Raw genomic sequence first — 11,753 nt, 5'->3', positions numbered from 1 at the left:
GGTATGGTATAGAACTTAAAGGAGGAGTCATAAATTGAATCAGAAACAGAATCCATGGGCTTATGCAAAACCGATTAAAAAAGATCAACCGGTCAAAATCAAGAAAGACTGTGGCTGTAATAATAACAATAAAAATAAAGGCTATTGATTGAATAAACCTTTCCATTTCGGAAAGGTTTTTTTATTTCCTAATCCTACCATTCATAAAAAAACAGTTAAACAAGAAAATAACAATAGAACGAAAAATTAGGATGTGAATCTATGTTCAGACAAGGAAGATATTTTAAGGGCAGCTTGCTGGTTTTTATGGTTGTTTTGTATGTGCTTACTGGATGCAGCAATCATAATGATGGAAAAACGGAGAATTTAGCAATGATTAAGCGTACGAATCCTGAACCGATGGATATCATTAATGGAATGGATGGGAAGGATGAAAAGGGACTGATCTCAAAGGTCAAGGAAACAGTTGCTAATGAAGACTCCATCTATGACGTAATCGTCGTGAAAAACGAAAAAAAGATTATCGTCGCTTATAAAGTTAAGCATCTGAAACGTTTTCATATGAAGAAGATTGAAAAGACCGTGACTAAAAATCTGGAAGAGAAGTTTCCCGGAAATGATTTTATCGTATCGAGCGATTATAAAATCTTTTTGGAATCTGTAAGATTGAACGAGTTACTCAAAGAAAAAGATGTACCCGAGAAAAAGGCAAGGAAGAAGTTCAAGGAAATTGAAGAACTTCAAAAAGAATTAACTTAGAAGAGAGGTTCAGCTATGAGTGGCAAAGAGAAAACGACCCCACAGCAGAATGCGTATCAAGAGCTCCAAGGGAAGCATGAAATTAAAAGACCAATAGTGAGGAATTGTTTGAAAGCCTTTTTAGTAGGTGGCATTTTCTGCATGGTCGGACAAGCCATTTCCTACTTCTATATTTACTTTTTCAACTTTACGGAACAGACAGCCGGTGGTCCTACAACTGCCACCATGGTGTTCCTGGCCCTATTGATGACCGGTTTTGGATTTTATGATCGCATTGGCCAGTTCGGTGGAGCAGGAAGTGCCGTCCCTGTTACAGGATTCGGTAACGCAGTCATTTCTGCAGCAATCGAACATCGGACGGAAGGTTTTGTACTTGGTGTTGGATCCAATATGTTTAAATTGGCCGGATCTGTCATTTTATTTGGAGTATTTTCAGCCTTTGTCGTGGCGTTGATAAAAACAATTTATCAAATGAGTGGGGGCTAAGCGGTGTTAAAGGGAGAACAAACATGGATGTTTACCAATAAACCGGTCATCTTGGAAACAGGGGTAACAGGCGGGCCATTTGAAGCAAATGGAGAAATCGCGGGTGATTTCGATATCCTATACGGCGATTTGTGGATGGAGCAGGAATCATATGAGAAGGCACATCGACATTTGATGGAAAAAGCGGTTGAGCTTGCATTGGAAAAAGGTAAGATCAACAAGGAACAGGTACAATTTTTTTTGGCGGGTGATTTAATCAATCAGGTTACACCTACAAGCTTTGCAGCCAGAACTAATGGGATTCCATATTTTGGCTTGTTTGGAGCCTGTTCCACTTCAATGGAAGGGCTTGCTCTAGCTGCCTTCATAACTAATTATGGCGGGGCTAACTATGTGTTGACAGGTGCCTCGAGCCACAATGCAGCTGTAGAAAAACAATTTCGCTATCCAACTGAATATGGAGGGCAAAAACCACCTACAGCTCAATGGACGATAACCGGAGCGGGGGTGGCGCTGGTTGCTCCTGATGGAAGCAAGCAAGGGGAATTTCCCCACATTGTCTCGGCCACTATCGGAAAGGTCATTGACATGGGATTGAAAGATCCTTTCAATATGGGGGGAGCGATGGCCCCGGCGGCCGTCGATACGATACTTGCCCATTTCAAAGATACTGGTTTGACCCCGGATGATTATGATTTCATCATTACTGGTGATTTAGGGCAAATTGGGTGGAAGACAGCGATTGACTTATTAAAGCAAAAGGGCTGTGACATCAATCAGGAAAAATTCAAGGATTGCGGATTGATGATTTTTAAAAAGGATCAGCCTGTTTTGGCTGGCGGGAGCGGTGCGGGATGTTCGGCAGTGGTTTTATACGGTCATATATTAAATGAGATGATTTCTGGCAAATATAAAAAAATCCTGCTTGTCGCAACAGGAGCATTATTGTCACCACTTTCCGTCCAGCAAAAAGATACGATTCCGTGCATTGCCCATGCGGTGGCCATTGAATATGGGATGAATTCATGAAAAAGGAGAGATTTGGATGTTAGCAATGTTTTTTTGGGCCTTTGTCATCGGTGGCTTGATCTGTGTCGTCGGCCAGCTTCTTTTCGATGTTGCTAAGCTGACACCGGCACATACGTTAAGCTTGTTCGTTGTAATAGGAGCTGTTCTTGGCGGATTTGAATTATATGCGCCTCTAATTGACTTTGCCGGTGCTGGAGCGACCGTACCGATCGTTTCATTTGGCAACTCGCTGGTGAACGGGGCGATGATAGAATCGGAAAAACATGGGCTCGTTGGCGTACTGACAGGTATGTTTGAAATTACGAGTTCCGGTATCTCTGCTGCAATCGTCTTTGGATTCATCGGAGCTTTGGTTTTCAGGCCAAAAGGATGAATAAGCGGAAATAGGCAGCCTGGACTAGGACATGGCCTATACATATTTGTCCAGACCTACATATGTTATCAGTAAGCTTTAGCGAGAGCGAGGTGATATGTATGTTTGGTTTTGGTGGCTACGGTTGTTGTGGCGGCGGCGGTTATGGCTACGGCGGCGGTTATGGCTACGGTGGCGGTTCCACTTTTGCGATAATCGTTGTATTGTTTATTCTATTGATCATTGTAGGGGCTTCTTTCTGCTGCTAAGGTAAAAGGAATAGGCAGAAGAAGCCTATTCTTTTTTTTGTTTGGGCCTAGCACCATTTTTCTGATAATGCCATAGGATAGGTACAGAAAAGGGAGGGGCTTAGGTATGGATAATAACTTTTTCAAGAACATAGAAGGTAAAACGGGCGTAAATATGAAAGATGTATTAGAATTGGCAAACTCGCTGCAAGGAGCCAATTTCAAAGATGAAACAACTGTTAGAAATGTCATTAAGCGTGTTTCAAAAATAGCGAACAAACCGGTCAATAAGGAAATGGAAGATAAAATCGTCCATTCCATCGTAGCTGAAGGGAATAAACTGGATTTCGGTACTATTTCTAATATGATAAATAAAAAGTGAAAAAAGGCCTGCTATCATGCAGGCCTTCAGTTTTTTTAAAAAAAGTTGCAGTTGCTTCCAGAAATTTGCCGACTGCCTGCCAAACTCCTCGCCATAAGCATCTAGCAGTGTTCCGACAAGTTCGTTTTTCGGCAGGAGTATCGCAAATTTCTTATTTTAGTAAGGGTTTCATAAAACAGTGAAAATCTAAAATATAAGACCATCTTGTTTTATCCTTCCATTTCCCAAGATGGAGAGCATCAGCTTTTGGTCAAAGCTTCAAAAAACGTGATGGATGGGCGGCCCGTCCGCGTCTAGTTTGCAGGATGGAAAGGTAAAGGTCCTTTTTAGCCCTGGTTGCCGCTACATAGAGCAATCGTCTTTCCTCTTCAAGAGGGGATAGTTCCCCTTTACGGTAAGATTCAAGTGCGAAATCATGAGGAATGCTGCCATCGACAGCAGCAAGAACATAAACCGTGTTATATTCAAGCCCTTTGGAACGGTGTATGGTGGTAAGCTGTATAGCATCCTTAAAATGTTTCGATAGCTGTTTAATCTCTTGCACCATCGCAGTCATATGATCGACATGTTCAAGGAAAGCGGCGACGGTGGGAAAACGATTTGCTGCCACCTTTAAGTCACGGATGTCATCGGATCCTTTTTCCAGGTTCGCATCATTCCCGCGTTTTTTTACATATTCCTGGTATCCTAAATCTTTCTCGATGATTTCTAAAGCTACGAGTGGAGACATAATTTTTAAAGAGCGGATCTGTCCTGGAATCGTTTTTAATTTTCGTTCTTGAAAAGCATGTCCTGTCTTAACAAAAGCAAATGCATCGATAAAATCACAATCCTGCAATATTGTCATTGCTTTTAACTCCTGTAATATACTTTGCTTTAAGAATAAGGAGGAAAGGACATCTGATGCTGCCTTGCTGTCATGAGGAAACAAACTCAAGCGCATAAAGGCAAGCATGCCGCGGATGACCTTGCGCTGATAAAACGAATCCGCATCCTTTTCAATGACGAATGGCAGGTTGGAAGCGGCTAGCCGTTCAAAAATGGCCCTGGACATCGTATGTGTCCTGTACAATACTGCAAAGTCCCCAGGGTTTGCTCCCTTGGATATTTTTTCTTGGATATCGGATACGATCATCGTTGCTTCCAATTCCTCATCATAAGGATAAAATAAAACAGGAGGGTTTCCTGAATCATGCTGTGCCCTCATCTTTTTTTCCATCCGGTTCTGGTTGCGCTTGATCAATTGGTTCGCTGTAGCGACAATTTCATGGGAGGAGCGGTAATTCTCCGTCAGCTTCACAACTTGGGATTGAGGGAAATCATGATTGAAATTCAAAATATACTTCGGATCGCTTCCTCGGAATGAATAGATGGATTGATCATCATCTCCAACTGCACATACATTTTTTGATTCAGCAGAGAGGAGTTTTATCAATTCATATTGAACTTTATTGATATCCTGAAATTCATCTACCAAAAAATAGTTAAACCTTTGCTGATATTTCTTTAAAAAATCCGGGTGATTTTTTAAAAATACATAACAGCCTACAAGCATATCATCAAAATCATACTTCCCTGTTTGCTTTTTATATTCTTCATATTTCTTATATAAAAATAAACATGATTTCTCCCAATCGTCCTTAGGGTGAATATCTTCTGGAAAGGCCAAAGAGTTTTTCCAAAGTCCGATTTGCTGAAGGGCTTGATCATATGCAAATTCCTTATCATCAAGTTCCAATTCCCTTCCAGCTTGTTTCAATACCTTTTCTTTTTCCCATTCCCACTTCAATAGAAAATCGCGCTGCCATTTAGCTGGTTCATGGAAAATGAGGATTTTATAAAAGATGCTATGAAAGGTCCCGCTAACGATTTGAGAAACAAGGGAAGGCGTCATATAGGGATAGCCGAGCAGACGCTGCTGCATTTCCTTTGCGGATTTTGCCGTAAATGTTACAAGCATGATACTTTTTGGATCAATTTTTTTCACTGTAAGCATATAGGCAGTGCGTACCGTCAATACGCGGGTTTTCCCGCTGCCTGCTCCTGAAAGGACGAGAATTGGACCATCGATCGTCATTACCGCCTTGAGTTGCTCTGCATCGAGTACAACCCCTGATGAGGATAATTCTTGAAAGTATGGTTCCACTGATTGTGAAAGACCAAATGGTTTATCTGAAAATTTCGGATTGCCGGTTATGGGACGGCTTTTAAGGAAAGGTTCTGTAATGGTTTTCGTTTCCGTAATGGTTCGTGATGTTGGAATCCTAAATCCATTCTGTTCCATATATTCTAATGGCTTGTCCTCGTTCATCGGTTCTGAAATGGGTATTTCACAGGGTCCCTGCGACGGGTCACTATGATAAAAATAAGGTGTCTCATGGATTCCAATAAATAATTTCACTGGTTTATGACAAATGATACAAGAAAGCTGATCACGTTTTCCTTTTTCAAAAAGTGTCTGCAGCTCACCAGCTGAAACGGTATGTAAATGTACGATTTCATTGCCAGATTTTGCTTGATTCATATAAATGGATACCTCTAATCTATTAAAAATATCGGCAATACTCATCATACCAGAAGATTAGGAAAAAAGAATGCGGAAATCATGTTTAAATTATGGTTCCGGATGGGTAATTGAATGACAACATAACTATTTTAATATAAGGAGGGATTACTATGGGATACATAGCACCTGTCACACAATTTGATTATATTCAATATGCTAACCGGACTGTCGAAGCTGCAGAGAAAGTAAGAATTGTTAAAGGAACGGCACCCATTCAACCTATCCGTTTTGATCAGATGTTGGAAAGGGAAAGGGAAAGCATTGGAGGATTACTACAAATTCAAGATAATAATCGGGTAAGTACATATGGAGCAGGTACATATAAAGATCAAGTGGGCATGAAGGCAAGTGAAGATTTTACGGCCGGAATGACAGGAAAAGGAAGGTTTATCAACAAATGTGTCTAGTTTCTCCATGAAAGACAAAAGAGGACACGTGAAGTGTCCTTTTTGTATTGATTTTTTTTAAAGAATGTCAATTTCCACGATTAGAGCTAACAATAGTTGCAGTAATAGTTGGATGTTTAAAGCGACTTGTGCATCAGTGGTTGTAATGTCGATATCACGGCTGTTTTCAACAATTGTTTTTTGGCGCGTGATTTGTTGAACATTAGAAGATTGGATTAATTCTTGAGTGATCCTATCAGCATTATCAGAATCTGAAATGGAAATGCTTACGATGACCGCGATAGCAGCTTGTAGGGCAGTTTGTAGAGAAAGGGCCGCTTTAACATCCGTTGAAGTGACATTTACATTACAAGAATCTTTAATGTAAATAAGTTCTTCAGAAAGCTGCACTTGATTATTATCCTGTTTTGCCTCTTGGTCAATCTGTGTTTCCTCATCGTTACAGAATCCTGTCAGGGGATGTCTGGAAGCGGAATCTAGAGCCGACCATGATCTTTCAGAATCATCATGAGTGTTACAATTGCTACGATATACATTTTGGTTCATGTTGTTTTTTCCTCCTTAGGTTTTATTCCCTATTAAAATATGCTTTGATGATTAATCGGGTTGGACGAATAAATCAGTTAATTCGTCTATTTTTTAAATACTTAGAGAAAGTATTAGTGTGTGGGGGATGAATAATAAAGAAGCTGGAGCTTTAGGAATGAAATGTATGTGCTGCTATGTCTCGGTTTACTTATTTCTCGCCAGCAAGTAGGGTGATAATGGTGCGTCATTTATTTTTGGAATCCGTGAATTTATTGTGAATGGAATTTGTAACTGGATTAACATCATGTTCCGTGATGTTCTTTTCTTGGTTAATGATTTTTTGTGATTGCTCTTGTAAATGACGAATGGTTTCTTTAAGGTTGTTTTTCTCTCTCTCAGTTAGATCGACTTTTTCCTTTTTGAAGCCATATTTTCTCATAGTCCTCGAAACCAGCAGTTCCATCAGTCTTTTTTGAGACTCCTCCAGATTAAAATCATTGTTACCCATAAAATTTTCCCTCCTTCTTGCTTTCTATATATAGAATATGTATTTTTGCGGAGATTGCCATTGAACGCAAATGTTTTTTTTTATAAAATTATATATAAGTCCATGGACGAACAAAAAAGCTGTCCAATCAGAAGACTGAAAGGACAGCTTTTTTTATCGTAAAATGGTTTTCTTCATCGTTTTATGGGGAATGCCAGCATCCATGAATTCGTCGGAAACGATCTCATACCCTAATTTTGAATAGAAAGGGATAGCATGCACCTGGGAATCAAGCTTCAATTGAGGCACTTCCTGCTGGATGGCGTATTCCTCGATGGCATTCATGATCATGGCGCCGGCACCATTCCTACGGCCCGAGGATAGTACACAAATGCGCTGTACTTTACCGATGTTATCAATGACCCTGAAGCGGCCGGCACCAATTGGCTGATGCTGCTCATCATATAAAACGAAATGTGTGGACTCTTTTTCATATTCATCGATCTCTTCTTCAAGAGGGACGTTTTGTTCTTGGACGAACACTTTTTTTCGAATCAAATATGCATTTTCAAGCTCTTGGCTGTTCTCTGCGATTTTTACAAACACGAAATCATTCAGCTCCTAATCTAAATGTTTCATAAACGGTCCATGCCCCATCTTCAAGTTGATACAGCAAGTGAACTCGTTTAACCTCTTCTTCATGGCTGATGTCAAGCATGCTTAATTGGCCTAAAACATCAGAATGCTCATTATCCGATAAATCTTGAGCGATGGTAATATGCGGGACAAATGCATATTCACTTTCACTTTTTATGAAGTCCTCATTGTTAAGTGCATCATGAAGCTCTTGAAGCCCTTCGGATAATTCCACTTTGAAATAAATAGTATTGCTTACGGGTTGGAAAGACTTCGTTTTCGTAACGCTCATCGTAAAAGGGCTACACTTTTGAGCAATGCCTTTTAATTGTTCCGCGATTGTTGAAATTTCCATGTCAGTCGCTTCGAACGTTGGTTTAAGCGTCAGATGCGGTGGTATGAAAGCATATTTCGTATCATACCGTTTGCGATAGGAGTTAGCTAAATCTTGAAGTTTTTTTGAAGGGAAAATTGCAACACCATATTTCATAATAAAACCTCCTGATATTTTTTTATTGTTGTATTATAGTTGGACATGTTTTTACTTGAAACCATCTCAAAGAGATGATTTCGAGTAAATTAGAACATTTCCAATAGTGCTCGTTTTAAATCTGCCTGCCAGTATTTCCAAGTATGATTACCTTCAAATTCTTCATAGAAGCAAGGAAATCCTTTTTGATTTATTAATTTATGCAATTCCCTATTTGGTTCTATGAAGTTTGCCTTGTTGCCCTCCGTCGTCGGAACAGCTGTTTCACCGGTCCCGATCACATGATAAAGTTCGAGGAGATGCGGATCCTCAAAATTACGTACAGCGTCCATTACTGCTTCATTGGCAAGTGGCGACTGCATGATGCATTTCCCGAATGTATGCGGGTATTGCAAAGCGGCCAATAAAGAAACTGTACCGCCAAGAGAGTCACCGATCAAAGTTCGACCATGTCCCATTTGATAGGTTGGGAATTCATCATCTAAAAACGGGACAAGTTCATGGGCAAGAAAACGTATGTATGCAATGTGCTGTTCCCCGTCCGGATGATATTTGCGCCTGCGGTCAAAGCGGTCCTTATAGGGAATGCCGACAATGATGATATTCTCGATCTCATCGTTCCCTAACAGTTCATCTGCTACCCGACCAATTCGGCCCATTTGAAAATAATCACGGCCATCCTGAGCAATCACAAGCGAATATTTATACAATGGCGAAAAATTAGCAGGCAAGTAAACAAGCAGTTCCAATTCTTCAGCTAATGCTTCGCTTTTAAACATGTACTCTTTAATTGTGCCTTTGCGTAAACTCATTTTCCCGCACCTCAATGATAAATAATATGAAAAACAACTTACTTGATTATTTTAGCATAGCCTTGCGACTTTTTCCCGTGACAAGAATTTAGAATATAAAATTTTCGTTATATTTTCTAAAAATTTAAATTATAAGGTGCTATAATACAAGGATATAGAAAAATAATACAAAAAAGGTGGCGAATAAAATGGCAGATGTACATGTACACAGCAGGGAAGTAACAAAGGCAGCTAAACGAACATTATTGGAGCGTGGTGTCAGCGTAGAGTCAATTGCAAAAATCGTTTATGAATTGCAGATCCCGTATAAAGCTGATCTTAAGCTGGAGGAATGCATCCACAGCGTTGAGCGTGTCCTGTTGAAAAGGGAAATTCAACATGCCATTTTAGTCGGTGTGGAGCTGGATAAACTGGCAGAGCAAAAAAAGCTATCAGAACCCCTGCAATCGATTGTTGAGTCTGATGAAGGGCTATTCGGAGTGGATGAAACGATTGCCTTTGGTGCAGTACTCGGATACGGAAGCATTGCTGTAACGACCTTTGGCCATTTGGATAAAAATAAAATAGGCGTCATACACGAACTCGATAAGAAGCAAGAAGGAATCGTGCATACCTTCCTGGATGATATCGTTGCAAGCATTGCCGCGAGTGCCGCCTCAAGGTTAGCTCATCGTCTGAGGGATGAAGAAGAATCGTTAACTGAACAGGAAAAGGACATCCAGGAAGAGGAAGAGTTAATAGGTTGAACCATGATTAACAATCTTCATCCAGACCTGTCAAACCTGGTCTTAATGATGCGGGCAGAAAGGATATTGGCTACTTTAAATGTCCGTTTTGTCTGCCTTAGAAAACAGAATGCGTGAATATGGCCTGGATAAACCTCAAGCACTTGAATTTTCCGCTGCGTAATCTTACCTTGTTCGGAGAGATAAATTATCTCCAATGGAGCATTTTCTTCCATATGTTTACGAAGTATATATTTCATTCCCTGTCACTCCTTTGCTGACTTGCTTGCTATCATTATATGCGAACATATGTTTTGTATGCAAGTGAAAAGGGAACGTTAGTTCTTTTTTTGTGTTGAGATAAAATATTTCCTTCCCAATTAGTCATTACATACGACAAGTTAGCTCAGTGGGAGATCACTTCATTGACGGGGAAGGCTGGTCGTTTTTCACTCCACATAAAATTAACGATTTCAAGTTAATAAAGCTTACGAGATGAGAAGTTACTGAGAATGGAATTTATGAGATAACCAACCGCAAAAGTCTCATTTTGTCAGTCAAAAAGAAAAAGTGATAATTCCTCAAAAAACAAAAAAGATAGTTGCAAATGCGTATTGCAAAAAAAGTCATTCTTCAAAAGACAAAAAAATACCTTCTTCAAAAGAAGGATATGCCGCCTCCATTTCAATTAACGTAAACGGAGATGATATGGATATTGTTAATGACTTCTTTGGAAAAAAATCAAGACCTATTAGACTATCGGTTACTACAATCCTTCAGTTACAAGCAGGAGATCGGGTACAAGTAATATTTAGCGCAGGAGCAAACGGAGAAATTTTAGCAGAGGCACCTTTAACCAACTTTCAAGCTGCTAGATTCCCCTCTCCTATGTAAAGATCTTTTCCTGTCTTTTCTTTGCTTAAATCTTAGATTGAGCACATAGACATCATATTTATTAATTAAAGTTGAGAAAATCTTATATGTAGGAGCCTAGAATTCTCCTCATAAATGGGTAGTTGGATTCTATTCTGAGAAATTTTTGGGTCAGATCCTGCTGGCTTCTTTTCTTCTTTGACTTTGTTCAAAAAAAGGTTATCGGGAAAAATAGTAAATTCTATTGAACAAGTTCATAAAAACAATGACCATACTCAGTGTCAGCTCCCAGTGTTATGGCTAAAATAAAGACAACAACAGTATCGGACTACAAAGAAAAGATACCTTCTCAATTGGGCTTCTTTACAAAAATCTGGAGATAATGGATATAGGGAACTCATTAAGATGTAATGGTTTAAATATGAACGAATTCTTACAAGCTTTCAACTTTCAAGGATTAACTTCCCAGGCCACATTACGATAAAAACTTTTTTAGCAAAACTACTTGTTTTATTTTGAATACCACTATATAATAAATCTTGTCCAGTAAAGAAGTCAGCAACTAATTACGGTTTAAAAGCAGCTCTAAAGAGCTTGATTTACATATTGACTTGTTAGCTCAGTGGGAGAGCACTTCCTTGACAGGGAAGGGGTCGTGGGTTCGAATCCCTCACAGGTCACTATAACAGAGCCTTGGTATCCTTGTGATATCAAGGTTTTTTTGTATATAACAGGATATTTAGTTTGAAGTAATACAGATGAATTGGTGGCAAATTGGTGGCAAATAAAAAGTACTTCTAATTTGCAAAGAGGATTCTACAAAGATTACTCGTATAATTTTTTTACTTTTACTTTATTTCTTTGTTCTCCAGTATTGTATCAAAGTGAGAAGCCGCTATTTCATCAGCACTTTCAAGCGCATGTCCATACAGGTCCATAGTTATGCCTATTTTGGAATGCCCTAGTCTGGCAC

At 39.5% G+C, this 11,753-nt stretch carries 16 protein-coding genes and 1 tRNA gene; 10 read left to right on the top strand and 7 right to left on the bottom strand.

What is annotated here, in order from left to right; translation table 11 throughout:
• Positions 1-261: 261 nt before the first annotated feature.
• The 6 genes from ACFVSH_RS17880 (at position 262) to spoVIF (ending at position 3,256) form a co-directional block, all read left to right on the top strand.
• A complete protein-coding gene (locus ACFVSH_RS17880) occupies positions 262-759 on the top strand; it encodes a sporulation protein (RefSeq protein WP_387707140.1) in 498 nt (165 codons plus the stop codon).
• A 15-nt stretch (positions 760-774) separates the two neighbouring features.
• Positions 775-1,245: a stage V sporulation protein AC gene (spoVAC, locus tag ACFVSH_RS17875; protein WP_387596193.1), complete on the top strand. Its 471-nt coding sequence runs from the start codon at positions 775-777 to the stop codon at positions 1,243-1,245.
• A 3-nt stretch (positions 1,246-1,248) separates the two neighbouring features.
• Positions 1,249-2,274 (top strand): stage V sporulation protein AD, encoded by a 1,026-nt coding sequence (gene spoVAD / locus ACFVSH_RS17870; protein ID WP_387596190.1) that lies wholly within the window; start codon positions 1,249-1,251, stop codon positions 2,272-2,274.
• Positions 2,275-2,290: 16 nt separating this feature from the next.
• Positions 2,291-2,647: a stage V sporulation protein AE gene (gene spoVAE, locus ACFVSH_RS17865; RefSeq protein ID WP_387596187.1), complete on the top strand. Its 357-nt coding sequence runs from the start codon at positions 2,291-2,293 to the stop codon at positions 2,645-2,647.
• Positions 2,648-2,748: 101 nt separating this feature from the next.
• Positions 2,749-2,895: a YjcZ family sporulation protein gene (locus tag ACFVSH_RS17860; protein WP_260284326.1), complete on the top strand. Its 147-nt coding sequence runs from the start codon at positions 2,749-2,751 to the stop codon at positions 2,893-2,895.
• A gap of 106 nt (positions 2,896-3,001) precedes the next feature.
• Positions 3,002-3,256 (top strand): sporulation-specific transcription regulator SpoVIF, encoded by a 255-nt coding sequence (gene spoVIF / locus ACFVSH_RS17855; RefSeq protein WP_260284023.1) that lies wholly within the window; start codon positions 3,002-3,004, stop codon positions 3,254-3,256.
• A 250-nt stretch (positions 3,257-3,506) separates the two neighbouring features.
• Here the strand turns inward: spoVIF and ACFVSH_RS17850 are convergent, their stop codons facing one another.
• Positions 3,507-5,780, bottom strand: a complete 2,274-nt coding sequence (locus ACFVSH_RS17850) for an ATP-dependent helicase (protein WP_387707138.1) — start codon at positions 5,778-5,780, stop codon at positions 3,507-3,509.
• A gap of 152 nt (positions 5,781-5,932) precedes the next feature.
• Between ACFVSH_RS17850 and ACFVSH_RS17845 the strand changes: the two genes are divergently transcribed.
• The gene (locus ACFVSH_RS17845) at positions 5,933-6,229 is read left to right on the top strand and encodes a hypothetical protein (protein WP_387596180.1); all 297 of its coding nucleotides are present in this window, start codon (positions 5,933-5,935) and stop codon (positions 6,227-6,229) included.
• A gap of 57 nt (positions 6,230-6,286) precedes the next feature.
• Here the strand turns inward: ACFVSH_RS17845 and ACFVSH_RS17840 are convergent, their stop codons facing one another.
• The 5 genes from ACFVSH_RS17840 to ACFVSH_RS17820 form a co-directional block, all read right to left on the bottom strand.
• On the bottom strand, positions 6,287-6,775 hold the full coding sequence (locus ACFVSH_RS17840) for a spore coat protein (RefSeq protein ID WP_387596177.1): 489 nt from the start codon (positions 6,773-6,775) through the stop codon (positions 6,287-6,289).
• A gap of 226 nt (positions 6,776-7,001) precedes the next feature.
• Complete coding sequence (locus tag ACFVSH_RS17835) at positions 7,002-7,265, bottom strand: hypothetical protein (protein ID WP_260284029.1); 264 nt, start codon at positions 7,263-7,265, stop codon at positions 7,002-7,004.
• A 153-nt stretch (positions 7,266-7,418) separates the two neighbouring features.
• Positions 7,419-7,850, bottom strand: a complete 432-nt coding sequence (locus tag ACFVSH_RS17830) for a GNAT family N-acetyltransferase (protein ID WP_387596174.1) — start codon at positions 7,848-7,850, stop codon at positions 7,419-7,421.
• 4 nt (positions 7,851-7,854) lie between these two features.
• Positions 7,855-8,370: a YjcG family protein gene (locus ACFVSH_RS17825; protein WP_192203739.1), complete on the bottom strand. Its 516-nt coding sequence runs from the start codon at positions 8,368-8,370 to the stop codon at positions 7,855-7,857.
• Positions 8,371-8,459: 89 nt separating this feature from the next.
• Entirely contained in the window at positions 8,460-9,182 is a 723-nt protein-coding gene (locus ACFVSH_RS17820; RefSeq protein ID WP_260284031.1) for an alpha/beta hydrolase, read from the bottom strand.
• A 188-nt stretch (positions 9,183-9,370) separates the two neighbouring features.
• Here ACFVSH_RS17820 and ACFVSH_RS17815 point away from each other — a divergent pair, with 188 nt between their 5' ends.
• Complete coding sequence (locus tag ACFVSH_RS17815; RefSeq protein WP_387596170.1) at positions 9,371-9,928, top strand: phosphatidylglycerophosphatase A family protein; 558 nt, start codon at positions 9,371-9,373, stop codon at positions 9,926-9,928.
• A 17-nt stretch (positions 9,929-9,945) separates the two neighbouring features.
• Here the strand turns inward: ACFVSH_RS17815 and ACFVSH_RS17810 are convergent, their stop codons facing one another.
• Positions 9,946-10,167 (bottom strand): hypothetical protein, encoded by a 222-nt coding sequence (locus tag ACFVSH_RS17810; RefSeq protein ID WP_260284032.1) that lies wholly within the window; start codon positions 10,165-10,167, stop codon positions 9,946-9,948.
• Between the two features lie 310 nt (positions 10,168-10,477).
• On the opposite strand from ACFVSH_RS17810, the gene ACFVSH_RS17805 reads away from it, so the two are divergent.
• A complete protein-coding gene (locus tag ACFVSH_RS17805) occupies positions 10,478-10,801 on the top strand; it encodes a hypothetical protein (RefSeq protein WP_387707135.1) in 324 nt (107 codons plus the stop codon).
• Between the two features lie 587 nt (positions 10,802-11,388).
• Positions 11,389-11,460, top strand: a tRNA-Val gene (locus ACFVSH_RS17800).
• The last annotated feature ends 293 nt before the right edge of the window (positions 11,461-11,753 follow it).

The sequence above is a fragment of the Peribacillus sp. NPDC058002 genome (genome assembly GCF_042886655.1).
In the GTDB taxonomy this organism is placed as follows: domain Bacteria; phylum Bacillota; class Bacilli; order Bacillales; family DSM-1321; genus Peribacillus; species Peribacillus aracenensis.
The sequence above is the reverse complement of the archived record's forward strand: the minus strand, read 5'-3'. Positions and strand labels throughout refer to the sequence as shown.